The 23,540-nt window shown below is 70.2% G+C and carries 23 protein-coding genes; 8 read left to right on the top strand and 15 right to left on the bottom strand.

Annotated elements, in window-relative coordinates:
- Window positions 1–160: 160 nt before the first annotated feature.
- Window positions 161–382, top strand: coding sequence for a hypothetical protein (locus KUTG_RS23505; protein ID WP_043719595.1), 222 nt, complete (start codon window positions 161–163; stop codon window positions 380–382).
- Here KUTG_RS23505 and KUTG_RS23510 read toward each other — a convergent pair whose 3' ends face one another.
- The gene (locus KUTG_RS23510; protein WP_157494721.1) at window positions 383–1,015 is read right to left on the bottom strand and encodes an HAD family hydrolase; all 633 of its coding nucleotides are present in this window, start codon (window positions 1,013–1,015) and stop codon (window positions 383–385) included. It abuts the gene before it with no gap.
- Between the two features lie 81 nt (window positions 1,016–1,096).
- On the opposite strand from KUTG_RS23510, the gene KUTG_RS23515 reads away from it, so the two are divergent.
- From KUTG_RS23515 to KUTG_RS23535, 5 genes are all read left to right on the top strand, one after another.
- Window positions 1,097–1,693: a TetR/AcrR family transcriptional regulator gene (locus tag KUTG_RS23515; RefSeq protein ID WP_043719597.1), complete on the top strand. Its 597-nt coding sequence runs from the start codon at window positions 1,097–1,099 to the stop codon at window positions 1,691–1,693.
- Window positions 1,686–2,627, top strand: coding sequence for a R2-like ligand-binding oxidase (locus KUTG_RS23520; RefSeq protein ID WP_043719600.1), 942 nt, complete (start codon window positions 1,686–1,688; stop codon window positions 2,625–2,627). The genes KUTG_RS23515 and KUTG_RS23520 overlap by 8 nt, the downstream gene beginning before the upstream one ends.
- 112 nt (window positions 2,628–2,739) lie before the next feature.
- Window positions 2,740–4,101: an IS4 family transposase gene (locus KUTG_RS23525; protein ID WP_043719583.1), complete on the top strand. Its 1,362-nt coding sequence runs from the start codon at window positions 2,740–2,742 to the stop codon at window positions 4,099–4,101.
- Between the two features lie 227 nt (window positions 4,102–4,328).
- Window positions 4,329–5,105, top strand: coding sequence for a polysaccharide deacetylase family protein (locus KUTG_RS23530; RefSeq protein ID WP_043719602.1), 777 nt, complete (start codon window positions 4,329–4,331; stop codon window positions 5,103–5,105).
- Window positions 5,106–5,109: 4 nt separating this feature from the next.
- Window positions 5,110–6,312 carry a YVTN family beta-propeller repeat protein gene (locus KUTG_RS23535; RefSeq protein WP_232240911.1) on the top strand — a complete coding sequence of 401 codons (1,203 nt, stop codon included), beginning with the start codon at window positions 5,110–5,112 and terminating at the stop codon, window positions 6,310–6,312.
- Here KUTG_RS23535 and KUTG_RS58875 read toward each other — a convergent pair.
- From KUTG_RS58875 to KUTG_RS23595, 12 genes are all read right to left on the bottom strand, one after another.
- Complete coding sequence (locus tag KUTG_RS58875) at window positions 6,283–6,795, bottom strand: hypothetical protein (protein WP_157494722.1); 513 nt, start codon at window positions 6,793–6,795, stop codon at window positions 6,283–6,285. The two genes, KUTG_RS23535 and KUTG_RS58875, sit on opposite strands and share 30 nt — an antisense overlap.
- Before the next feature lie 180 nt (window positions 6,796–6,975).
- Window positions 6,976–8,295, bottom strand: coding sequence for a M14 family zinc carboxypeptidase (locus KUTG_RS23545; protein ID WP_043719608.1), 1,320 nt, complete (start codon window positions 8,293–8,295; stop codon window positions 6,976–6,978).
- 59 nt (window positions 8,296–8,354) lie between these two features.
- On the bottom strand, window positions 8,355–9,998 hold the full coding sequence (locus KUTG_RS23550; protein ID WP_043719610.1) for an AMP-binding protein: 1,644 nt from the start codon (window positions 9,996–9,998) through the stop codon (window positions 8,355–8,357).
- Between the two features lie 198 nt (window positions 9,999–10,196).
- The gene (locus tag KUTG_RS23555) at window positions 10,197–10,559 is read right to left on the bottom strand and encodes a helix-turn-helix domain-containing protein (protein WP_043719612.1); all 363 of its coding nucleotides are present in this window, start codon (window positions 10,557–10,559) and stop codon (window positions 10,197–10,199) included.
- Window positions 10,560–10,562: 3 nt separating this feature from the next.
- Entirely contained in the window at window positions 10,563–10,922 is a 360-nt protein-coding gene (locus KUTG_RS23560) for a type II toxin-antitoxin system RelE/ParE family toxin (protein WP_052395310.1), read from the bottom strand.
- 303 nt (window positions 10,923–11,225) lie between these two features.
- Window positions 11,226–12,023: a metallophosphoesterase gene (locus KUTG_RS23565; RefSeq protein ID WP_043719614.1), complete on the bottom strand. Its 798-nt coding sequence runs from the start codon at window positions 12,021–12,023 to the stop codon at window positions 11,226–11,228.
- A gap of 132 nt (window positions 12,024–12,155) precedes the next feature.
- A complete protein-coding gene (locus KUTG_RS23570) occupies window positions 12,156–12,941 on the bottom strand; it encodes an HAD-IIA family hydrolase (protein ID WP_043719615.1) in 786 nt (261 codons plus the stop codon).
- A 4-nt stretch (window positions 12,942–12,945) separates the two neighbouring features.
- Window positions 12,946–14,040, bottom strand: coding sequence for a sulfate/molybdate ABC transporter ATP-binding protein (locus tag KUTG_RS23575; protein WP_043719616.1), 1,095 nt, complete (start codon window positions 14,038–14,040; stop codon window positions 12,946–12,948).
- On the bottom strand, window positions 14,037–14,819 hold the full coding sequence (locus tag KUTG_RS23580) for an ABC transporter permease (protein WP_043719618.1): 783 nt from the start codon (window positions 14,817–14,819) through the stop codon (window positions 14,037–14,039). Before KUTG_RS23580 ends, KUTG_RS23575 begins: the two co-directional genes overlap by 4 nt.
- Window positions 14,816–15,595, bottom strand: a complete 780-nt coding sequence (modA, locus tag KUTG_RS23585) for a molybdate ABC transporter substrate-binding protein (protein WP_043719619.1) — start codon at window positions 15,593–15,595, stop codon at window positions 14,816–14,818. Before modA ends, KUTG_RS23580 begins: the two co-directional genes overlap by 4 nt.
- Complete coding sequence (locus KUTG_RS23590; RefSeq protein ID WP_043730400.1) at window positions 15,592–15,981, bottom strand: TOBE domain-containing protein; 390 nt, start codon at window positions 15,979–15,981, stop codon at window positions 15,592–15,594. Before KUTG_RS23590 ends, modA begins: the two co-directional genes overlap by 4 nt.
- A 123-nt stretch (window positions 15,982–16,104) precedes the next feature.
- Window positions 16,105–16,605: a MarR family winged helix-turn-helix transcriptional regulator gene (locus tag KUTG_RS23595; protein ID WP_043719622.1), complete on the bottom strand. Its 501-nt coding sequence runs from the start codon at window positions 16,603–16,605 to the stop codon at window positions 16,105–16,107.
- A gap of 112 nt (window positions 16,606–16,717) precedes the next feature.
- On the opposite strand from KUTG_RS23595, the gene moaA reads away from it, so the two are divergent.
- Together moaA and KUTG_RS23605 are read left to right on the top strand one after the other, a co-directional pair.
- Window positions 16,718–17,776: a GTP 3',8-cyclase MoaA gene (moaA, locus tag KUTG_RS23600; protein ID WP_043719625.1), complete on the top strand. Its 1,059-nt coding sequence runs from the start codon at window positions 16,718–16,720 to the stop codon at window positions 17,774–17,776.
- Between the two features lie 4 nt (window positions 17,777–17,780).
- The gene (locus KUTG_RS23605) at window positions 17,781–18,032 is read left to right on the top strand and encodes a MoaD/ThiS family protein (protein WP_043719626.1); all 252 of its coding nucleotides are present in this window, start codon (window positions 17,781–17,783) and stop codon (window positions 18,030–18,032) included.
- A gap of 71 nt (window positions 18,033–18,103) precedes the next feature.
- Here KUTG_RS23605 and KUTG_RS23610 read toward each other — a convergent pair whose 3' ends face one another.
- Together KUTG_RS23610 and KUTG_RS23615 are read right to left on the bottom strand one after the other, a co-directional pair.
- Window positions 18,104–21,334, bottom strand: coding sequence for an AfsR/SARP family transcriptional regulator (locus KUTG_RS23610; RefSeq protein WP_052395311.1), 3,231 nt, complete (start codon window positions 21,332–21,334; stop codon window positions 18,104–18,106).
- Between the two features lie 98 nt (window positions 21,335–21,432).
- On the bottom strand, window positions 21,433–23,540 hold a 2,108-nt coding region (locus KUTG_RS23615; RefSeq protein WP_198047286.1), incomplete at its 5' end, for a tetratricopeptide repeat protein.

A 23,540-nucleotide genomic window follows, 5' to 3' on the forward strand; every position in this document is an offset into this window, starting at 1 on the left:
TCCCTTTTCCGTGTCGTACCACTTGACCCTGCCGGTCGGCACTGTCCTCACCTCTCCCTGCACACAACGAACGCGCCCGGGGACCACGTGCCCTGGGCGCGAACCTCAAGGGTAGGGCATCGGCGACGGCCCTGGGGCCCGGTCGAGTTACGCTGACGGCATGACGAGCTCCGCGCCCGGCACCAAGCTGATGCCGCTGTCCATGGTGGTCTTCGCGCTCGGCCTGGTGGCGCTGGCCGTGGTCTTCGCCCTCTACGCCAGCGGCGCCCGCGACCTGCCCCTGTGGCTCAACCTGGCCGGTGTCGTGCTCACCCCGCTCGGCCTCGCCCTCGGCCTGGTCGCCGTTTTCCTCCAGAACCGCCGCCGCACGCCGGAGGCGTAGTCAGCCGGCGATGGGCTCGGCGAAGCGGTCGGCGTTGTCGGCCAGCCACGCCGGGAACTGCTCCAGGCTGGTCAGCACCACCTCGGCGCCGGCATCGACAAGGTCCTCACGGGAACAGGGGCCGGTGGTGACGGCGACGGGCACGGCGTCGGCGGCAAGGGCGCCCTGGACGTCGCCGATGTGGTCGCCGACGTAGACGGCGGCGCCCTGTTCACGCAGCACGGCGCCCTTGCCGGCGGACCAGAGCTCGCCGCGGAGGTGGTCGACGGACCAGCCGAGGGCCTCGACGTGCAGGCGGGCGTTGGGCTCGTACTTGCCGGTGATCACGAGGACCCGGCCGTCCAGGGCACGGACGGCGGCCATGGCGGCCTCGGCGCCGGGCAGGGCGACGGTGGTGGCGATGACGACGGTGGGATACAGCGCCCGGTAGCGGTCCATCAGCGCGGGGATGATCGCCTCGTCCATGCCGGCGTCGCGGAACATGTCCTGCAGCGGCGGCCCGAGCCGGGAGGCGAAGTCGGAGCCGGAGAGGGCGACGCCGAACTCGGCGCCGACCTGGTCGATGGCGGCGGCCACACCGGGCCGGGCGTCGATGAGGGTCATGTCCAGGTCGAATCCGACGGTGAGTGCCACGCTTCGCACCCTAGCTGTTGACACCAGCGGTTAATACGTCCAAGCACTTGACATCGGGCCCGCGAATGTCAAGCTGAAGAAGTGAACCAGGTCACACCGTTCACCGAGCGGGTACGGGAGTCGCTGCGGGCACAGCTGCTGGACGCGGCGGCCGAACTGCTGGCCGAACGGGGCGTCAAAGGGCTGCGGATGGCGGATGTCGCGGCCAGGACGGGCGTGAGCCGACAGACGGTGCACAACGAGTTCGGCACCAAGGAAGCGCTGGTCACCGCGGTCGCGGCGCACACCGTCGAGGACTTCCTGGAAGGCGTGGCCCAGCGCGTGACCGAAGCGCCGGACCTCGCCACCGGCATCACGGCGGCCGCGCGGCACACGCTGGTCCACGCGACGGAGAACCGCCTGGTCAACGCCATCCTCACGGGCACAGACGCGGAAGACCTGCTGCCGTTGCTGACCACGAAGGGGCAGCCGGTGCTCATGCCGGCCGTCGACCTGCTCACGCAGCTGTGGCGCCCACGCCTGCCATGGCTGCCGGACGAAGAGATCCGCCTGCTCGCCGAGACCGGCATGCGCCTCACGGTCAGCCACCTGCTGACACCGACCGGCACGGTCGACGAGGCCGTCGCCACGATCACCGCCCTGATGTGCCGACTGATCCCGGAGGCCCCCGATGACTGATCAGCGCCGGACCGGATTCCACTCCCTCCAAGGCCGTTTCGACTGGGACCACCTGCCGCTGCGCCTGTTCGCCAAGGGCAACACCAGGTTCTGGAACCCGGCGGACATCGACTTCACGCAGGACGCCCGCGACTGGGCCGAACTCACCGAGGCGCAGCGGGAGAACGCCACCTACCTGGTGGCGATGTTCGTCGCCGGCGAGGAGGCGGTCACCGAGGACATCCAGCCGTTCATGCGGGCGATGGCGGCGGAGGGCCGCATGGGCGACGAGATGTATCTCACCCAGTTCGCCTTCGAGGAGGCCCGGCACACCGAGGTTTTCCGCCGCTGGATGGACGCCGTCGGCCTGACCGAGGACCTGCACGCCTACGTCGCCGACAACCCGGGCTACCGCACGATCTTCTGCGAGGAGCTGCCCGAGGCCCTCCAGAAGCTGGAGCACGACCACAGCCCGGCGGCGCAGATCAAGGCCAGCGTCACCTACAACCACGTGGTCGAGGGCACGCTGGCGCTGACCGGCTATTACGCGTGGAACAAGGTGTGCAAGAGCCGCGGCATCCTGCCCGGCATGCAGGAGCTGGTCCGCCGCATCGGTGACGACGAGCGCCGGCACATGGCCTGGGGCACCTTCACCTGCCGCCGCCACGTCGCCGCCGACGACGCCAACTGGGATGTCGTCACGCAGCGCATGGGCGAGCTGGTGCCGCACGCGCTCAACGCCATCCAGTGGGTTCTCGATCACGTCGACCAGAGCGCCTTCGACCTGGAGGTCACCGAGTTCGTCGGCTACGCCGGCGATCGCGCGCAGCGCCGGCTCGGCGCGATCGAGTCTGCTCGCGGCGCGGACGTGGCCCGGATCGACCTGGACTACACGCCGGAACGGCTGGAGGAGCAGTTCGGCGACGAGGACGCGGCGACCCTGGCGCAGGTCTAGCCCCAAGGCCGTGAAGTTAAGGGTTGGGCGCGGATGTCCAGCCCGCTGAAAAGGGCAACGGAGTTCCTGCTAGAACGGTGTCGACCAAGATCACCAGACAGCAGAAACTCCGTTGGACACCCAGTCTTCCATCACCCGCGCGATCACCGTGGCCGGGGGCCGATACGCGCCCGGCCACCTCGGTGAACTCACCCAACACCTCCCGTTCGAGATGATCGACGAGGCCCTGACCGCCACCCGCACCACCCAACACCGCCTGCGGGACCTGCCCTCCCGGGTGGTGGTCTACCTGCTCCTGGCCGCCTGCCTGTTCCCCGAGGTCGGATACTCCGGTGTTTGGCGCAAGCTGACCGCCGCCCTGGACGGCCTGCCCACCGCCACCCCCACCGCCAGCGGACTGGCCACCGCCCGCCAGAGGGTCGGTGCCGCACCCCTGCGGTGGCTGTTCGACCTGCTCCGTGGCCCCGCCACCACCGGCCGAGCTCCCGGAACCCGCTGGCGCGGACTGCTGGTCTGCGCGATCGACGGCACCACCCTGACCGTGCCCGACAACCCCCGCATGCTCACCCGGTTCACCAAGCAGCGGGGCAACCACGGCGGCGCCGGCTACCCCCAGATCCGGCTGGTCGCGTTGCTCGCGTGTGGCACCCGCAGCGTGATCGACGCGGTGTTCGGCCCGACCACCATCGGCGAGACCACCTACACACCACAGCTGCTGCGCAGCCTGCACGCCGGCATGATCCTGTTGGGCGACCGCAACTTCGGCGCCGCCGGCCTGCTCGCCCAGATCGCCACCACCGGCGCCGATCTGCTGGTACGCCTGAAAAACGGCCGCACGATGCCGATCCTGACCCGCTACCGAGACGGCTCCTACCTCTCAATCCTGGGCGGCCTGCGAGTGCGCGTCATCGAGTGCGAGATCACCATCGCCACCACCGCCGGCCGGCACACCGGGATCTACCGGCTGACCACCACCCTGCTCGACCCCCACGACTACCCGGCGGCCGAGTTGATCCGGCTCTACCACCAGCGATGGGAGATCGAAACCGCTTACCTGGAGCTGAAATCCACCATCCTGGGTGGCCGGGTGCTCCGCGCCCGCACCCCGGTCGGCATCGAGCAGGAGATCTACGCCCTGCTCGTCACCTACCACCTGCTCCGCACCGCCATGGCCGACGCGACCAGCACCCGACCGGATACCGATCCGGACCGGGCCAGCTTCACCATCGCCTATCAGACCTCCCGCGACCAGGTGATCCAGGCCGCGAACGTCATCGCCGGCACCGTCATCGACCTGGTCGGCACGATCGGCCGGCACGTCCTGGCCCACCTCATGCCGGTCCGACGGCTCCGGGTCTGCCCCCGCATCGTCAAACGCGCCATCTCCAAACACCAGGCCAGAGGACCCAATATCGACCGGACCAGCTATAAGGCCACCCTGAGCATCGACATCCTGACACCGGCAGACGCTTGACGATCACCACAACCGCCTAACTACACGGCCTTGGGTCTAGCCCTTCCCGGGCTGTTGGTTGCGGCAATGGTGTCGATCGCGTCCCGCCTGCGCGGCCGGGCGGTGTTAGTCGGCCCCGCCTTCGTGGCGGACGGGAATTCCTTGGACGGCGCGCATACGGCCGTCCTAGCAGGGCTGATCGCCGGGGTCGTGATCACGCTCAACGTGGCACTGGCCATACTTGCTTCGTGACCCGGCGTATCTCTCGTCGAGCCGCGCTCGGAATCGCCGCGACCACCGCCCTGGCCGGGTGCGCCGGACCCCCGACCGCCGCTCCCTCCCCCAGCGCGACCACGCGTTCGACCACCACGACGCCGCCGGTCACGACCACGACAGCCACCACGACGACCACCGTCGCCCCGGGCGGCCCGGCGGTCGAGGTGGTGCGGGCGTCGAGCGGCCGTCCCGAGGTCGCGCTGACCTTCCACGGCGACGGCCCGCTGGAGATCACCCGCCAGGTTTTGGCGCTGCTGGCCAAAAATAACGCCAAGATCACGGTGTTTGCCGTCGGCACCTGGCTGACCTCGACCCCGGACGGCGCGCGCATGGTCCGCGACGGCGGGCACGAGCTGGGCAACCACACGTGGAGCCATCCGGACCTGGAGCGCTACCAGCCGGGCCCGATGCTGACCGAGATCGAACGATGCCGGGACGCACTGTCCACGGTGGCCGGAACGCCGGGCGTGTTCTTCCGCCAGTCGCAGGGACAGCACGCCACCGCGCGCGAGCTGGCGGCGGCCGGAACCGCCGGCTACGCCCGGACCCTGTCCTACGACGTGGACTCGCTGGACTGGACGGATCCCGGCGCGGCCGCGATCCGGCGGGCGGCCGGCGCCGCCAAGGCGGGCAGCGTGGTGAGCATGCATCTGGGCCACCCCGGCACCGTGCAGGCGCTGCCCGGCATCCTGACCGATCTCGCCGCCCGGGGACTGACCCCGGTCACCGCGGCCGAACTGCTGAGGTGAGAAGTTGCCTTCCCCTGCCGGACGGGCGCTGCTCGCGCTCGCATGCATCGCCGCGCTGACCGCTTGTTCGTCGGCCCCCGCCGCCGAGGAACCTCCGCCCACCACCACGACGAAAACGACCACCACCACGCCACCGCCGACGTCGACCACGCCCCAGTCCCTTGTGGACGGTCTGGCCGGCATGCCGCCGGTGACCGACCTGCACAACGTGTACGCCAACGCAGGCGCCAACATGGTGCTGGACACGGTCAAACAGGACAAGCCGCTGGTCTACGTGCCGCACAGCGGTTCCGGCGACGTGTGGGTGATCGACCCGACGACGTTCGCGGTCGTCGCCAAGTACCCGGCCGGCAAGGAGCTTCAGCATGTGGTGCCCTCGTACGACATGCGCACCCTGTACGCCACGGACGACCAGGGCGACCACCTGCTGCCGTTCGATCCCAGGACCGGCCTGCCGGGCGCGAAGATCCCGGTCATCGACCCGTACAACATGTACTTCACGCCGGACGGCAAGTTCGCCATCTCGGTGGCCGAGCGCCTGCGCAAGCTGGTCTGGTACGACCCGCACACGTGGCAGAAGCAGGACGAGACCGCCGTGCCGGACTGCGCCGGCATCGACCACGCCGACTTCAGCCCGGACGGCCGCGTCGCGGTGTTCACGTGCGAGTTCGCCGGCCGGGTCGCGGTCATCGACATCGCGTCGCACCACCTGCTCCGCATGATCGACATGCCGCAGCGGCACACCGTCATGGGGCCGCAGGACATCAAGCTCGCCCCGGACGGCTCCGTCTACTACATCGCCGACTCGGACGCCAACGGCCTGTGGGTGCTCGACGGCGCGGCGACCAAGGTGCAGCGCTTCATTCCGACCGGCGGTGGCGCGCACGGGCTCTACCTTTCCCGTGACGCCAAGCAGTTGTACGTCACCAACCGGCACGAGGGCTCGGTCAGCGTGCTCGACTCCTACACCGGCGCCGAGCAGACCAAGTGGCGTATTCCCGGCGGGGGCAGCCCGGACATGGGCAACGTGACCGCGGACGGCTCGCAGCTGTGGCTGTCCGGGCGCTACGACCGGATGATCTACGTTTTGTCCACAAAGGACGGATCGCTGCTGAAGAAGATCCCGGCCGGCAACCAGCCGCACGGCCTGTGCGTGTGGCCGCAGCCGGGCCGGTACTCACTGGGGCACACGGGTATTACTCGGTGACGTCGTCGTTGTTGTTGTCGGCGCCACAATTACCGTGGTCGTCGTCGGCGGCGGCGCAGTTGTTGTTGTGCTAGCCGTCGCCGTTGTCGCCGTGGTTGTTGTCGTTGTCTTTGTTGTTGTCGGGACGGGCGACGAGGTCGTGACGCTCGGCGTCGTGACCGGCGTTGTCGGCCCCACGCACGGCGTGTCCGGCGTGACGGCCCTGGTCACCGACGACGCGACAACCGTCGAAGGCACCATAACCGCACTGCTCGGGCCCTGGCCGGACTGTTTGGCAGCGGCCGCCGGCTTGTGCAGGGCCAGCGGCTGCTCGGCGATCGTGGTGTCAGGCTGCTGCTGCGCCTCGGTGTCCATCGGCATGGTCTGGCTGGCCCTGGTCGGATGCGGCAGCCCGAACAACGCCGGACCGGTGGCCTCGTCCGGCGCGTTCAGCAGTGTGGTGAGCGCGGTCAGACCGGCGAAGGCGGCGATGGGCGCGATCATGACCGCGGCAAAGCACCCTCGACCGCTGGCGGGCAGATCCCGATGAGTCACACCGTGATCATGGTGTACTCCCGCCGTGAGAGCAGCTGCGCCTGTATCGCTAGATAGGGTGATCATTCCACATCGGACAGTGAACGGCCCCCGGCGCGTCGCCGGGGGCCGCTTTGTCGACAGGGCGACTTACTGCTTGTACGGGGCCGCGGCCGCCTGCGCCGCCGCCGTGAAGGCGCCCTTCATCTGCGGCCAGAAGGTGCTGTCCAGGCAGGAGAACTTCGGGAAGAAGCCGCCGCAGTTACCGCTGGACGGGCCGACCTCGATGGTGAAGCTGGCCACGCCGAGCACGCCGTAGGTGAAGTCGTCGGTGGTGCCGGACGTCTCGTAGCCGACCGTGCCGCCGTTGGTGTCGACGACGTAACCGTTGGAGGCGGCCATCTTCTTGCCCAACGCCCGCAGCTGCGCGTCGTTGGGCGAGGTCTTCTCGGTGTAGCCCCAGGGCACGATGATGTCGTTGCCGTAGCTGTGCAGCGTGATCATCGTGCCGCGGGCGGTCACCGGCGCCGGGTCGTTGTCACCCGTGCCGCGCTGCACCGGGTAGATGGCGCGGAAGAACTTCTCCAGCGAGGTCACCTCGGGCTCGCTGCCCTTGCTCGGGCCCTGGTACGTCTCGGCGCAGCCCTGGTTCGAGTCGCCGCCCCACTTGTAGGTGGAGTTGCGGTTCAGATCGATGCCGATGTTCGTGCCGGTGCACGAGCCGTGGGTGTTGTCCACGTTCTTGCGCTGCATCTTCGGCGAGTTGCCGCCCGAGGCGACCACGTCCGTGCCGTCCGGGTTGGCGATCGGGATGACCCAGATCTCGGTGGTGTCCAGAATGGACGTCGCCGTGCTGTCCGTGCCGTAGCCGTTGACCAGGTAGTCGATCCAGCGCTGGGCCAGCTCGCCGGTGGCGATCTCGCGGGCGTGGATCTGGGCCATGAGCGTGAACTTCGGCTTGGGCGAGGTCGTGCTCAGCGTGCAGTCGCCCGACTTCTTCTTGGTCAGGCAGATGGCCTCGATGTCGTGGCCGCCCTTGCCCTTGCTCTTCAGCCACGAGTCGCCGATGTCGTACACCGTGGCGAGATCGGGGTGCGCGCCGGCGACCTGGGCCAGGTGCTGCTCCTGGTCCGGCACGGACCGGTAGCCGCCGTAGAAGGTGTTGGCCAGGGCCCGCGGCTGTTGCTGCTGCGGGGCCAGGTCCTTGTAGATCGTGTCGTACTGGGTGGGGCGATATCCCATGTCCCGCAACGACTGCGCGGTCTGGCGGGTGCCGGTGACGTAGGCGACGCCCTCGGCCCCGGTCTCGGCGACGTCGAAGCCGGCGGCGACCAGTTGGCCGGCTTGGTTCCCGCTGATGGGCACCCGCCACATCACGGGCGTGTCGTCGCCGGCGGCCGCGGAGGCCGTCCCGACGAGCAGCAGTGCGGCGACACCGGCGGCTATGCGGATCAGGGCGCGTGGCCTCATGGCGGCTCCTCACATCGGATGGCGCCGCGTAACCATACCGACACGGTATGTGCGCCTGACTACCCGCCGTTCGTCTGGTTCGCCCGGAGGATCTCCGACGCCCGTTCCCGCATCTCCACCTTGCGGATCTTGCCCGTCACCGTCATCGGGAACTCGTCGACCACGTGCACGTAGCGGGGAATCTTGTAGTGCGCGAGCTTGCCCGTGCAGTAGTCGCGGACCTGCTCGGCGGTGATCGGCTCAGCGCCCGGGCGCATCCGGATCCAGGCCATCAGCTCTTCGCCGTAGCGGTCGTCCGGCACCCCGATCACCTGTGCGTCCAGCACGTCCGGGTGTGTGTAGAGGAATTCCTCCACCTCGCGCGGGTAGATGTTCTCGCCGCCGCGGATGACCATGTCCTTGATCCGGCCGGTGATCGCCACGTACCCGTCGTCGTCCATCACCGCGAGGTCGCCCGTGTGCATCCAGCGGGCCGCGTCGATCGCCTCCGCCGTCTTGTCCGGCTGGGCCCAGTAGCCGACCATCACCGAGTAGCCGCGCGTGCACAGCTCCCCCTGCTCGCCGCGGGCCGCCGTCAGACCCGTTGCCGGGTCGACGATCTTGACCTCCAGGTGCGGATGCACCCGGCCGACCGTGGCCACCCGGCGGACCAGCGAGTCGTCCGCCCGAGTCTGCGTGGACACCGGCGAGGTTTCCGTCATGCCGTAGCAGATGGTCACCTCCGTCATGCCCATGCGGTCGATCACCTGCTTCATGACCTCGACCGGGCACGGCGAGCCGGCCATGATGCCCGTGCGCAGGCTGGACAGGTCGTAGTCGGCGAAGTCCGGCAGCGCCAGCTCCGCGATGAACATCGTCGGCACCCCGTAGAGCGAGGTGCACCGCTCCGCCTGCACCGCGTCCAATGTGGACTTCGCGTCGAACGCCTGCGCCGGCACCACCATGCAGGACCCATGCGTTGTCGCGCCCAGGTTTCCCATCACCATGCCGAAGCAGTGGTAGAAGGGAACCGGGATGCACACCCGGTCCTGTTCCGTGTACCCGCACAGCTCGCCCACGAAGTATCCGTTGTTCAGGATGTTGTGGTGCGACAGCGTCGCACCCTTCGGGAAGCCCGTTGTGCCCGAGGTGTACTGGATGTTGATCGGGTCGTCCGGCGAGAGCCTGATCTCCTTGAGCCCGCTCCGGTCTCCCCGCCGGCCGCTCTCCAGCACGTCCGTCCACTCCGGACGCCCGATCAGCAGCACCGTCCGCAGCTTCGGGCAGTTCGGCCGCACCTCGGCGATCATCGCCTCGTAGTCCGACGTCTTGAACGCCGGCGTCGCCACCAGCGTGCCCACCTCGGCCTGGTTCAGCACGAACTCCAGCTCGTGCACCCGATAGGCCGGGTTGATGTTGACCAGAATCGCCCCGATCTTCGCCGTCGCGTACTGCGTCAGCACCCACTCCGCGCAGTTCGGCGCCCAGATGCCCACCCGGTCGCCCTTGGCCACGCCCAGGCCTTGCAACCCCAGCGCCACCGCATCCACGTCCGCCGCCAGCTCCGCGTACGTCCACCTGCGGCCCGACGCGCACTCCACCAGCGCATCCCGCTCCCCGAACCGCTCCACCGTCCGGTCCAGGTTGTCGCCGATCGTGTCGCCGAGCAGCGGCACATCCGAGGTTCCCGAGGCGTATGCAGGCAGTGCGACCATGTGGCCCATCCTCGCCTGTGACGCGGACCACTGCCACCCCCGAGCGGGGGTGCTGTGGACAACCCTCCCCGGCTCCCTCGTTGTCCACAACGCCGTGGTCGGACCGGGTACGGGCCGATAGTTCGCAGTGGGCGGGCGGGTGGGGCACAAGACACACACGCGCCTGAACCGCCCTCAGCGGGATCATGCCCGGGGACCGTGACCTAGTCAGGCGGACACGTGCTCGCAGTCCACCTCGCTGGTGGAGACAGTCACATCGTGGTCCTCGAAGTCGACAACAATCTTCAGCTGACCGCCGAGAGCCTCCGCGTACCGGCGAACCGTGTCCACTGTCAGCTGGTTCAGGTCTCCCTGCTCCAGCTGGCTGACCCGCGGCTGGCTGACCCCCATGCGGCGAGCAAGCTCCGTCTGGGTGACGCGGGCCTGCTCGCGAAGCTGGCCGAGCCGAAACCCCAGCACATACGCCTCGACCCTGTTTCGCGCGGTGGCCCGCGCAGCGTCGACATCGCGGCCGTTGGCCTGGTCGATGGCCGCCTTGTCAGCCTTGACTTCCTTCCAGGAGCGAGCCATTTCTCAGCCCTCCTCGTCCTTTGTCGTCGCAAGGTGCTCCGCGTAACGCTTTTCGGCCAGCAGGACGGCCTTCCTGTACCAACCGCGCCAGTCCCCTGACTTGTCCCCGGCCACCAGCAGGACAGCCCGACGAACGGGATCGAAGACGAACAGGATCCTCATCTCGGTCGCTCCACTGGAACCCGGCCGCAGCTCCTTCATGTTATGAACCGCCGAGCCCTTGACCCGATCCACCAGTGGTCGACCCAAACTCGGCCCCTCCTCGGCCAGGACGTCGATCGCCGCTTCCACCTGGTCAGCTGTTTCAGGGTCGGTTCGAGCAGGTGCCAACAGCCAGGCAGCTACCTCGTCGACAAGTTCCACGTCCCACGCTCAGTGACTATAACAATATCCTTATGTCGCGACGTGCGCCAGGGTCACCAAATGTCAAAGATCGATTACGGAGAGTGCCCACACGTGGCGGTGGCCAGCCACCTTTAGAAGGAGAGCACGGCTCACATCTCCGCAACCCCTGGAGCCACCACGGGGCGAGGGCGGGGGAAGATCTCATAGCTTTTGCCCTGCAACCAAACACCGCCAGCAGGCCCGGACGGGGTGGATAGGGCACAAAACGCACGCACGCCCGCAAACACCCCTAGCCGGTTAGCATCGCCAGGGCCGGAAAAGCTAGAGCTCCACGACCAGGCAGGGGCCGCCGTCGAAGAGGCCGCCGTCGACGGCGAGGACCTTGCCGTCGGCGTAGGACAGGGGGCCGTCGACCTGCTCGGGCTCGATGCCGAGCTGGTCGGCGATGATGCTGTGGCCGTGCACGATGCGCTGGCCGCCGAACTTGCCCATGATCTCGTCGGCGGTCTGGGCGCCGGTGGCGCCGCGGAAGGCGAAGCGGGTGGTCATCTTGTGCCAGCAGTCCCACCAGGAGGTGAGGTCCTGGCCGTGGAGGATGGCGCGGACGGCGGAGTTGATCTCCTCGACGGAATCGCCCCACGAGAGGTAGGCGGTGGTGTCGGAGTGCAGGAGCAGGTGGTCGTCGACGACGACGGCGACGGGGCGGTCGGTGAGCCAGCGCACGTGCCGGTCGGTGAGGCGGGTCTGGTCGGACAGCTGACCGCCGTTGAGGTGCCAGGAGCGGGCGAAGCTGCGGAAGCCGTAGTCGGAGGGCACGGGGGTGTCGCCGAACAGGTGCATGCCGAGCAGGAGCACCTCGTGGTTGCCCAGGAGGGAGCCGACGAAGCCGCCGGCCCGGTCGGCCTGGTCGGCCAGGCGCATGACGAGCTCGATGACGCCGATGCCGTCGGGGCCGCGGTCGACGAAGTCGCCGAGGAACCACAGGCGGTGCCGGCCGCCGGACCACTGCCCCTCGGGGGTGGTCAGGCCGGCATCGTGCAATGCGGTGATGAGCTCGGAGAGGTGGCCATGGACATCACCGACCACGAACACCGACTCGTCACGTTCGTCGTCGCCCACGGTGAGAGACGATAGGCGGTCCACCCCCCTGCCCGCCGACCAGCCCGGTCACCGGAGCGTATCGAAATGATCTCCGTGAGCTGCGGATTCATGGTTTCCAGCTGTCCGCGAACGGGTGATCACGCAGGGTGACTAATCGCGCTTGAACGGGTCGGCGCCGCGGCCGACGAGGTCGGCGATGGAGTCGATCACGAGGGTGGGCCGGTAGGGGAAGCGCTCGGCGGTGTCGGCGCCGGAAATGCCGGAAAGGACCAGAATGGTCTGCAGGCCGGCCTCGAGACCGGAGCGGACGTCGGTGTCCATCCGGTCGCCGATCATGAGGGTGCTCTCGGAGTGGGCGCCGATGGCCCGCAGCGCGGAACGCATCATCAAGGGGTTGGGCTTGCCAACGAAATAGGGCTCACGGCCGGTGGCCCGGGCGATCAGCGCGGCGACGGAGCCGGTGGCGGGCAGCAGGCCCTCCCGGCTGGGACCGCTCTCGTCGGGGTTGGTGGCGATGAACCGAGCGCCGCCGTCGACCAGCCGAATGGCCTTGGTGATGGCCTCGAAGCTGTAGGTCCGGGTCTCGCCGAGCACGACGTAGTCCGGGTCGGTGTCGGTCAGCACGTAGCCGATGGAGTGCAGGGCGGTGGTGAGCCCGGCCTCGCCGATGACGTAGGCGGCGCCGCCGGGGCGCTGGGTGTCGAGGAACTTGGCGGTGGCCAGCGCCGAGGTCCAGATGGACGACTCGGGCACGTCCAGGCCGGTCCGCAGCAGCCGGGCCCGCAGGTCACGGGGGGTGTAGATGGAGTTGTTGGTCAGCAGCATGAACGGGATGTCCTGGTCCCGCAGCTCCGCGAGGAACTGGTCGGCGCCGGGGATGATGTGCTCCTCGTGGACCAGCACACCATCCATGTCCATCAGGTAGTTCCAGACCATGCCCTCATGATCCCCCGGCGACGGGGTGCAGGGCCACTTCGGCGGCCTTGACGGCCAGCCAGACCCGGACGCCGGGCTCCAGGCCCAGGTCGGCGACGGCGGCGGCGGTGAGGTCGGCGGCGAGGCCCTCCACCCAGGATGGGCCGTCCACGCTACGAGCGACACGCAGCCGGATGAGGTCGCCGTGGGGCTCAAGGCCGCCGACGACGGCCCCGAACACGTTCCGGGGGCTGCCGGCGGGCGGCGAGACGTGCACGGCGACGGCGGAGGGGGCGAAGACGGCGACGGCCAGGGTGCCCTCGTCGATGGGTGCGGGCACGTGGCCGCTGATCACGAAGTCGCCGACGACCAGCCCGGACGGCCCGAAGACGCCGGAAACGAGGTCGAGGCCGGCGATGCGGGCGGTGAAGGCGGTCCGGGGGCGCGAGAGCACGGCCCGGGTCTCGCCCTGTTCGACGATCTCCCCGCCGGACAGCACGACCACGCGGTCGGCCAGGACGAGGGCGTCCAGCGGATCATGGGTGACGAGCAGGGCCGTGCGGCCGGAGTCCCGCAGCACCCGCCGGAGCATGGCGCGCAGGGCAGGAGCGGCGTCGACGTCGAGTGCGGCAAAGGGTTCGTCGAGCAGCAGCAGCTCCGGCTCGGACGCCAACGCCCGGGCGACGGCGACCCGCTGGGCCTGCCCGCCGGAAAGCTGACCGGGGCGGCGGGCGGCGAACTCGGCGGCGTCCACATCGGACAGCAACCGCGTCACCAACGCCGCCGAGTCGGTACGGGAAATGCCCCGAGAGCGAGGTCCGAAGGCGACATTGGCGGCCACGGTCATGTGCGGGAAAAGCAGCGGATCCTGGGCCAGCAAACCGATGCCACGCCGGTGAGGCGGCACGTGCACGCCGGTGGAGGCGTCGGTCAGCACCCGGCCGGCCAGCGTGATCCGACCGGAGTCGGGGCGCAGCAGCCCGGCCAGCGCCGACAGCAGGGTGGACTTGCCGGCCCCGTTTCGCCCAAGCACCGCAACGACTTCGCCAGCGGCGACGGAGAGCTCAAGCGACAGGGCGAAGGAGTCGCGGCGAACGGTGATGTCCAGGTCGAGCGTCATAGCCGGCCCTCGATCGAACGAGGCCGAGCAACGGCGATCACCACGACGGCCAGCACCACCAACAACAGCGACACGGCGACGGCGGCGTCCACATCGGACTGGGACTGCACGTAGACCAGCAGCGGCAGGGTCTGGGTGGTGCCCTCAAGGTTGCCGGCGAAGGTGATCGTGGCCCCGAACTCCCCCAACGACCGGGCGAAGGCCAACACCAGCGAAGAACCCAAGGAGGGCAACAACAACGGCACGGTCACCCGCCGGAACACCGTCCACGGCGCGGCCCCGAGCGTCGCGGCGACGGCCTCGTAGCGCTCACCGGCAGTCCGCAGCGCGCCCTCAAGACCGATCACCAGGAACGGCATGGCGACGAACGTCTGCGCGATGATCACCGCGGCCGTGGTGAACGGCAGCCGCACCCCGAACACCGCCAGGACCTGACCGCCGAAGCCGTTACGCCCCAACAGGTACAGCAGGGCCAGGCCGCCGACGACGGGCGGAAGCACGAGCGGCAGCAGCACAATGGCCCGCAACAGCCGAAGCCCCGGCAGCCGCCCGCGGGCCAGCACGACCGCGAGCGGACCGCCGAACAACAACGACAGCAGGGTGGCGGCCGCGCCCGTCCGCACCGAGAGCCACAGGGCCTCCAGTGCGGTCGGGCTGGTCACCAGCTCGGGCAGCCGGCCGAGGTCGCTGCGGGCCACCAGTCCGATGACCGGCAGCACGACCAGGGCCAGGGCCAGCGCGGCCGGCACCCACAGCAGGACGGGGACGGACCGTCTCACGGAACCTGGAAGCCCACCGCGGTGAGTTCCTTGCGGCCCTGCTCGCCGCGCACGAACTCGACGAACTCCTTGGCCAGCGCGGACTGCGGGGCGTTGCGCAGCGCGGTGATCGGGTAGTCGTTGATCGCCTTGTCGGCCTCGGGGAAGGGCACGCCCTTCACCTTGCTGCCGGCCGAGTTGACGTCGGTCAGGTAGACCAGGCCCGCGTCGGCGTCGCCGGACTCCACCTTGGACAGCACGCCGGTGACGGCGGTTTCCTTGCTGGCCGGGCTGATGGTGACGCCGGTGGCCGCCTCGACCTTCAGCGCGGCCGCGCCACAGGGCACGGCGTCCGCGCAGACGACGACCACGACGCCGGGCTTGGCCAGGTCGGCGAAGGTGGCGATGTTCTTGGGGTTGCTCGGCGGGACCGCGATCGCCAGCTTGTTGCGGGCGAACAGCTGCGGCGTGCCGTCGTTGAGCGAGGCCTTGGTGACCTTGTCCATGTTGGCCTGGTCGGCCGAGGCGAACACGTCGGCCTGCGCGCCGTTGGCGATCTGCTGCACCAGCGTGGACGAGCCGTCGAAGGTGAGCTTGACGGTGACGCCGGGGTGGCCGACTCGAAGTCGGCCTTGATCTTGTTGAAGAGGGATCCCCGAAGCGGCGGCGAGCACGGTGAGGGTGCCCGACTCCTTCGGGGCCGAGCTGGTGGTGGACGGGGCCGCGGCCGTCTGCCCACCACCGCACGCGGTCAGCAGCAACGCGGCCGACCCGATGGCGACGACGAGTTTCCTCACGACATGCCTCCCGGCGTTTCGATGATCACCTGGGTGGACTTGACCACGGCCACCGCGAGCATGCCGGGGGTCAGCCCGAGTTCGCGGACCGCCTCCGTGCTCATCAGCGACACCACTCGGTGCGGCCCGCTCTGGATCTCGACCTGGGCCATGACCTTGTCCTCGACGATCTCGGTGACCAGGCCGACGAACCGGTTGCGGGCCGAGCGGCCCACCCCGGACGGGTCGGGCACGGCGGTGGCCTGGGCGCGGGCGAACACGGCCAGCTCGGCGCCGTCGACGACCTTGCGGCCGGCGGCGTCGACCCCGGCGGTGAGCTGCCCGGCGTCCAGCCAGCGACGCACGGTGTCATCGCTCACGCCGAGCAGCACGGCGGCCTCGGACACCCGGTAGGTGGGCGGGTCAGGTCGAGTCACGCGCCGAGATTAACTCCGCCGGTGCGGCACGAAAAGAGGTAACGGGCCGCAGATGCGGATTCGCGACCCGAGCGGATCGAACGGACCGGAAGGTCAGTCCTTCTCGCCGACCCGGGTGACTTCCTTGCGCATCTCGGCCAGCACCTCGCTGCCGTACGCGAAGAGCAGTTCACGCTGCTCGGGCGTGTAGTGGGCGAGGATCCGGGCCATCATCTCGGACACACCCTTGAACAGCACGCTGAACCGCTCCGGGTCCTGCGCGCTGAGGGTGACCTCGACCAGCACCTTGCGCCGGTCGTGCGGGTCGCGGACGCGGCGGACGTAGCCGGCGCGCTCCAGCCGGTCGATGACGCCGGTGACCGCGCCGGTGGACAGCCCGGACAGCTCGGCGATGCGCCCGGCGGTCATCGGCTGGCCGCTGCGGGCGGCGAGGTCGAGGCACTTGTGGTCGGTGGCGGACAGCCCGAGCTGCTCGGCGATGCGCGCATGGAACATCACCGTCACCAGGCTGCTGTCCCGACCCAGCCACGAGAACCGCTCCAGCTCCTCGTCGCTGACCGGATAGACCGCCCTGGCCTCGGCCGTCTCCGACATTCGCCATCACCCGCTTACTTGCTAAGACACTCGGCCCAGAAGACATCGTAACCGCCGAACGTCCGTTCCGCGACGGTCCAGCCTAGGGCTTCCAGCGACTACCCTGATCGTGATGGCACCCGTCGAGCTAGGAATTCCAGGCGTGCGGAGCACCCCTGACGCCTCGACGCGTCCCGATCGGCCGGACTTGATCGACTCCTACGGCCGCGTGGCCACTGACCTGCGGGTTTCACTCACGGACCGGTGCAATCTGCGGTGCACGTACTGCATGCCGGCCGAGGGTCTGGAGTGGCTGCCGAGCGGCGACCTGCTGACCGGGACCGAGCTGATCCGGCTCATTCGCGTCGCGGTCGACCTTCTCGGCGTGCGGGAGCTCCGCTTCACCGGCGGGGAACCGCTGCTGCGTAAGGATTTGCCGCAAATCCTCGCGGCCGCGGCGGAACTGCGCCCGCGGCCCCGCATGTCCCTGACGACCAACGCGGTGTCGTTGGCCCGCAAGGCCCACCAGTTGGCCCTGGCCGGACTGGACCGCATCAATGTGTCCCTCGACACACTTCGGTCGGACCGGTTCGCGACGATCACCCGCCGCGACCGCCTCGACGACGTGCTCGAAGGCCTGGCCGCCGCCCACGACGCCGGGCTGCGACCGGTGAAGGTCAACACCGTGCTGATGCGCGGCGTGAACGAGGACGAGGCCCCGGACCTGCTCCAGTTCTGCCTCGACCACGGCTACCAGCTGCGGTTCATCGAGCAGATGCCGCTGGACGCCCAGCACGAGTGGGACCGCGCGAAGATGATCACCGCCGAGGAGATCCTCGACCGGTTGAGCACCCGGTTCACGCTCACTCCCGAGCCCACCGCCCGCGGCGCGGCGCCGGCCGAGCGCTGGCTGGTCGACGGCGGCCCGGCCACGGTCGGCGTGATCGCGTCGGTGACCAGGCCGTTCTGCGCGGCCTGCGACCGGACCCGGCTGACCGCCGACGGGGCGCTGCGGACCTGCCTGTTCGCCACCACCGAGACCGACCTGCGCGGCCCGATGCGTGACGGCGCCTCCGACGAGGAGCTCGCGCGGCTGTGGCGGATCGCGATGTGGGGCAAGGCCAAGGGGCACGGCATCAACGACGACGGGTTCGCGCAGCCGGACCGTCCGATGAGCGCGATCGGAGGCTGACCGCGTGGTGTTGACCATCCGCTACTTCGCCGGCGCCAAGGCGGCGGCCGGCGTCGGCGACGAGCAGCTGAGCCTGCCGCCCGAGTCCACTGTGGACGACGTGCTGCGGCTGGTGCGGGACCGGCACGGCGAGGGACTGGCCCGCGTGCTCACCGCCTCCAGCCTGCTGCTGGACGGAATTGCCGTGCGGGACACCAGGATTCCGGTCGCTGACGGCCTTGAGCTCGACGTCCTGCCGCCCTTCGCCGGCGGCTGACCGGTCGATCCGAGGTTCGGAACGGACCATTCCGCTACTCGGAGTTCGGGAAGGGCGCTTCGTGGCGGCCGTCAGGCCGTGATCGCGGCGCGGATCTGATCCGTCCAGGCGCGGCCGTCGATGGTGCGCAGGGCCTCGCGGTTGAGCTGGTCGGCGGCCTCGGTTTCGCCACGGTGCTTGCGCACCTGGGCCATCACGTGCAGGGACCAGGCGGAGCCGCTGGGGTTGCCGGCGGTCTGGAAGATCTCCCGTGCCTGCACCGCATACGCGTAGGCGTCGGCCATGTCCTGCTCCCCGCGACGGGCGATCAGCAAGTGCGCCAACAACAACTGCGCGCGGGCCCGGTAGAGCGGCAGCGGGGCGGCGAGTTCGAGGGCGCGGCGGCCGATGGCCAGCGCCTCCTCCAGCCGGCCGACGGGGATCATCGCCATCGACGCCCCGATCAGCACCCACAGCCGGGTCCGCATGTGCCTGACCTCGTCCAGCATGCCCAGCGCCTCGTCGAAGCACCGCATGGCCTCGGGGAACTTGCCGGCCATGTGCAGGGTCAGGCCCAGCGCCGACAGGCTCATCGCCTGCGCGCGGCGGCTGCCGGTGCGGCGGGCGCTGTCCAGGGCCTCCCGGGCCAACTCCAGCGCGGGCTCAAGCCGTGCCGTCATCTGGTACGCGGTTGCCAGGCGGTGCAACACTTCCAGCCCGGCGGTGACCTCGCCCATGGCCCGGAACATCGCCAGCGCGGTGGTGAGCTGCTCGATCGCTTCCATCGGGTGGCCGCGTTCCAACAGGGCCGCGCCGAGGTTGGCGACGCTGTGGGCCTCGCAGTGCCGCAGGCCGGCCGCCCGGCACAGCTCGATGGACCGCCGGCAGTGCTCGATGGCCTCGCCGAGCCGCCCGAGCTCCAGCAGCACGAAGCCGATGTTGGCCTGCCCGATGACCTCGACGTCGCGCAGCCCGGACCGCTTGGCCAAGGTCAGCGCCTCATCGAAGTAGCCGGCGGCCTCGTCGAACTGGCCCAGCTCCAGATGGGAGTTGCCGGCGTTGTTGAGCGAGGCCGCGGCCCCGTCGTCGGCCCCGAGCTCACGGAAGATCTCGGCGGCGGCGAGGAAGCTGTCGATCGCCTCCTCCTGCCGGTCCATGTTCCACTGCGCGGTGCCGAGGTTGAACAGCATCGCCGCCTCGCCGCGGCGGTCCCCGGCCCGCCGGGCCACCGTGACGGCGGTCGAGGCGGTGGCGAACCAGTCCACGTTGTATTGGTGCGCAAGGAAATACCCGCGCAGAGCGTCGGCGAGGCGCACGGCGTGGTCGGCCAGGTGGTGCCGGGCCGCGTAGCCGAAGGCGGCGATCAGGTTGAGCCGCTCGGCATCCAGCCACGCCAACGCGTCGGGCTCGGTGGCGAAGGCCAGGCCCCGCTGCTTGCCGACGACCAGCCGCACCAGATCCCGGTACGCCACATGGGCAGCGCCGATCGCGCCGGACAGGTAGTGGTCGAGCAGCCGCTTCACCACGATGTCCCGCTCCGTGCGGGTGTTCTCCTCGTGCTCACGCTGCGCGGCGTAGAGGCGGATCAGGTCGTGGAACTGGAAGCGGCCCGGCTGCCCCGGCTGCACGAGGTGCACGGCGGCGAGCTGGTCGAGGAGCTCGGCGGCGTCGACGGCATCGGTGGACATCAGCGCGGCGGCGGCCTGCGGCGTGAAGTCCGGCCCCGGCACGAGGCCCAGCAACCGGAACAGCTCACGGGCCCGCGGTTGCAGCGTCGTATAGGAAAGGTCGAAGGCGGCGCGCACGGCGGTGCCCTCGTCGCCGGCGATGCTCAACGCCGACAGCCGGTTGCCGTTGCGGAGCTCGGCCACGTAGTCGGCCAGCCCGGACGGCGGCGACTTGGCCAGGTTGGCGGCGGCGATGCGCAGGGCCAGCGGCAGGTACGCGCACAGCCGGGCCAGCTCCGTCGACGCCGGGACGTCCTTGAGGTCGGGCCCGAGCACCGCGCTGAGCAGCTGTCTGGACTCGGCCGGCGTGAGAGGCTCCAGCAGCACGGTCTCGACGTGGGGCAAGCGGTTGCGCAGGTCGTTGCGGCTGGTCACGAGCACCGCGCAGCCGTCGGGCGGCGGCAGCAACGACCGGATCTGGTCGGCCGCGGCGGCGTTGTCCAGCACGATCAGGATCCGCTTGCCGTGGACGAGGGCGCGGAAGGTCGCCGCCTGGTGCTCGACGTCGATCGGGATCTGCTCCGGCGGCACACCCATCGCCCGCAGGAACCGGGACAACACCTGAGCGGTGCTCAGTGCGGGGCCGAGGGCGTAGCCGCGCAGGTTGGCGTAGAGCTGCCCGTCCGGAAAGCGCGGTCGCAGCCGGTGGGCGAGGTGGACGACGAAGGCCGTCTTGCCGACACCGGGCGGCCCCATCACGGCGACCGGCCCTTCCGGCGTGCCGAGCCGGAACCGGGCGACCAGTTCGTCGATGAGCTCCTCGCGGCCGACGAAGTCGGCGATGTCGGCCGGCAGCTGCGACGGCACGACCACCGGCCGCGCCTCGCCCGTGGCCACCGGGGCGATCAGCTCGGGATCGTTGCGCAGCATGGCCTGGTGCAGCCGGCGCAGCGGCTCGCCGGGGTCGATGCCCAGCTCGTCGGCCAGATAGCCGGCCACGCCCCGGTAGGCGGCGAGCGCGTCGGCCTGCCGGCCGCTGCGGTGCAGGGCCAGCATCAGCTGGCCCCAGAACGGCTCGCGCGTGGGGTGCTTGGCCGTCAACGACTGCAACTCGGCGATCAGCACCTGGTGCCGGCCGCGCTGGAGGTCGATGTCGATGCGCCGTTCCAACACCTGGAGGTGCTGCTCGACCAGCTGCGGGACGACGTTGCGCTGGAGCTCCTCCGACGGCACGTCGGCCAGCGGGGCGCCGCGCCAGAGCTGGAGCGCCTCGTCCAGCGCGGCGGCCGCGGCGGTCAGGTCGCCGGCGTCGCCGGCGCGCGTGCCCTCGTCGGACAGCTCGCGGAACCGCTCCAGATCCACCGATCCCGGCGGCACGTCGATGTAGTAGCCCTCCGGCGCGGTGCGGACCAGGGCCGGGTCGCCGAGGGTCTGCCGCAGCCGCAGCACGTAGGTCTGGAGGGTGCCGCGGGCCCGGGCCGGCGGGTTGCCCGCCCACAGCCGCTCCACGAGCGCGTCCACCGGAACCACCCGATTGGCCCTCAGCAGCAGGCTGGCCAGCAGGGTCCGGTGCTTGGCCGCGCGGATCGGCACCGGCCGCCCGGCCAGCGAGACCTCCAGCGGTCCGAGGATGCGGAAGCGCATGTCGGTGGACATGCCCGCCTCCTCTCGGCCGTGCAGTTGTTGTTCAGCCTAGGAGCGTCGCGCGGTGCCGACTAGCGAAAATGGAACTTCCCACCGGGGAAGCGTCGAGTCTAGTTCGAGGACGGCGCGAGTCCCATCACGCCCAGCAGCCATGTGGCCTCGGCGTCGTGCCGATCGGCCGTCGCCGCGTCGCCCGCGGCCCGGTGCGCGGCGGCGAGCACGACCAGCGCCCGCGGCCACCACAGCCGCAGTCCGGTCTTGCGCAGCAGCGCCACCGCCCGTTCGGCGAAGTCGATCGCCGCTTCGGTTTCCTCCCGGCGCAGATGCACGTGCGCCTGGGCGAGGAGCGCCCGTCCCTCACACAGCCTCAGCTCGTGCCGGGCGGTCAGCTCGACCGCCTCGACGGCGTGGGCCAGCGCGCGGGAGTTGTCGCGCATCGCGTACGTCAGGCCGATCAACGCCTCGACCTCGCCGAACCGCAGGTCCCGCTGGCGGCTCAGGTCCAGCGCCTGCCGGTAGTGCTCGATCGCCTCGGCCGGACGGTCGCCGACCAGCGCGACGTCGCCGAGGGTGTTCAGCGCGTCGATGCGGGAGCGGAACATGCTCGGCGAGTCGGCCAGCTCCAAGGCGGTGGCGGCCATCCGCTCGGCCTCGTCCTGACGGCCGAAGTCCAGCCGCACCAGGGCCATCGCGTTGAACAGCCCGGACTCGCTCTCCTGGTTGCCCAGCCGCCTGCTCATCGCCACGCCGCGCTCGAAGTACTCCTCGACGGCCTCGAACCGGCCCATGTGCCGGCTGAAGTTGAGCAGGTTGTTGAGGCAGTTCACCTCGCCGTGCTCGATGCCCAGCTCGGCGCAGATGGCCCGGGCCCGGGCCAGGTAGCTGAAGCCCTCGTCGGTCTCACCCAGGCTGACCTGCACCAGGCCCAGGTTGAACAGCACCGGGGCCAGCCGGGTCGGCTCGTTCTCGGCCAGGGCCAGCGCGTCGGCGAACCGGGTGGCGGCACCGTCAAGATCGCCCATTTCGGACAGGGCGATGGCCAGGTTGGTCAGCGCCGAGTACTCGCCGACGCGCAGTCCCGTGCGGCGGAACACCTCCAGGGCGCGGGCGAAGCCGTCGGCGGCCTCGTTGGCCCGGCCGCGGCTCCAGTCCAGGGCGGCCCGGTTGTAGCGCATCGCCGCCTCGGCGACCTCGTCGGCGGCCACGGCCGCGGCGCCGAGGCCGGCCTGGGTGACGAGCTGCCATTCGGTGGCCAGCCGCTGGGCGTAGAAGAAGCCACGCAGCGAATCCACCAGCTGCCAGACGATCTCCCCCCGGCCCTGCTGGATCAGCGGCACCAGGTTGGGCAGCTCCGCGGTCATCCAGTCCAGCGCCTCGTCGCGATCGTCGAACCGGGTCGGTCCCTGGCGCGGCGGCAGCGGCACCAGGCTGGGCACCTCGGGCCCGAGCAGATCGGCCGCTTCCGCGACGACATGGAGGTAATAGGTCTGAAGCCGGGCCAGCGCCTGGTCCTCCGGCTCGGCCAGCGCCCGCTCGTGGGCGTAGACGCGGAGCAGGTCGTACGCCTGGTAGCGGCCGGGGCCCAACTGCTGCACCAGGTTCGCGGCGGCGAGCTGGTCGAGCAGGCGGCGGGCCTGGTGCGGCGCGCAGTCGGCGAGCGGCGCCATCGCCTCCGGCGTGAGGTCCTGGCACGGCGCGAGGCCGACCAGACGGAAGGCGCGCTTGGCCGGTTCGGCCAGCGCCTCATAAGAAAGGTCGAACGCGGCCCGGACGGTCACCGTCTCGTCCCCGTCGGCGGCCAGCGCGGCCAGCCGGTTGCCCTCGCGCAGCCGGCCCAGCTGCTCGGCCAGGCGCGGGTGCTCGTCGTCGATCATGTTCGCGGCGGCGATGCGCAGCGCCAGCGGCAGATGTGTGCACAGCTCGGCCAGTTCGGCGGCGGCGGCCGGCTCGTTGCGGACGGCCTCGTCGCCGAGGATGCGGGCCAGCAACGTGTTCGACTCGGCCGGGGTGAGGCCGCCGACGTGCACGCGGCTGGCGCCCGGCTGCTCGACGAGCCCGCGCAACGCGTCCCGGCTCGTGACCAGAACGGCGCAGCCGGGGTCGCCGGGCAGCACCGGACGGATCTGGCCGGGGCGGGCGGCGTTGTCCAGGACGATGAGCATTCGCTTGCCCGCCAACCGGGAGCGCAGCGCCGCCGACTGCTCGTCGAGATCCGTGG

Source organism: Kutzneria sp. 744, assembly GCF_000568255.1.
In the GTDB taxonomy this organism is placed as follows: domain Bacteria; phylum Actinomycetota; class Actinomycetes; order Mycobacteriales; family Pseudonocardiaceae; genus Kutzneria.

Coding starts and splice junctions, on each gene's coding strand:
- KUTG_RS23550 (WP_043719610.1), bottom strand. CDS start 9,998: ATGGGCCACATGGTCGCACTGCCTGCATACGCCTCGGGAACCTCGGAT.
- KUTG_RS23545 (WP_043719608.1), bottom strand. CDS start 8,295: ATGAGGCCACGCGCCCTGATCCGCATAGCCGCCGGTGTCGCCGCACTG.
- KUTG_RS23575 (WP_043719616.1), bottom strand. CDS start 14,040: ATGACGCTCGACCTGGACATCACCGTTCGCCGCGACTCCTTCGCCCTG.
- KUTG_RS23505 (WP_043719595.1), top strand. CDS start 161: ATGACGAGCTCCGCGCCCGGCACCAAGCTGATGCCGCTGTCCATGGTG.
- KUTG_RS23570 (WP_043719615.1), bottom strand. CDS start 12,941: ATGGTCTGGAACTACCTGATGGACATGGATGGTGTGCTGGTCCACGAG.
- KUTG_RS23555 (WP_043719612.1), bottom strand. CDS start 10,559: ATGGCTCGCTCCTGGAAGGAAGTCAAGGCTGACAAGGCGGCCATCGAC.
- moaA (WP_043719625.1), top strand. CDS start 16,718: ATGGCACCCGTCGAGCTAGGAATTCCAGGCGTGCGGAGCACCCCTGAC.
- KUTG_RS23520 (WP_043719600.1), top strand. CDS start 1,686: ATGACTGATCAGCGCCGGACCGGATTCCACTCCCTCCAAGGCCGTTTC.
- KUTG_RS23595 (WP_043719622.1), bottom strand. CDS start 16,605: ATGTCGGAGACGGCCGAGGCCAGGGCGGTCTATCCGGTCAGCGACGAG.
- KUTG_RS23610 (WP_052395311.1), bottom strand. CDS start 21,334: ATGTCCACCGACATGCGCTTCCGCATCCTCGGACCGCTGGAGGTCTCG.
- KUTG_RS58875 (WP_157494722.1), bottom strand. CDS start 6,795: ATGATCGCGCCCATCGCCGCCTTCGCCGGTCTGACCGCGCTCACCACA.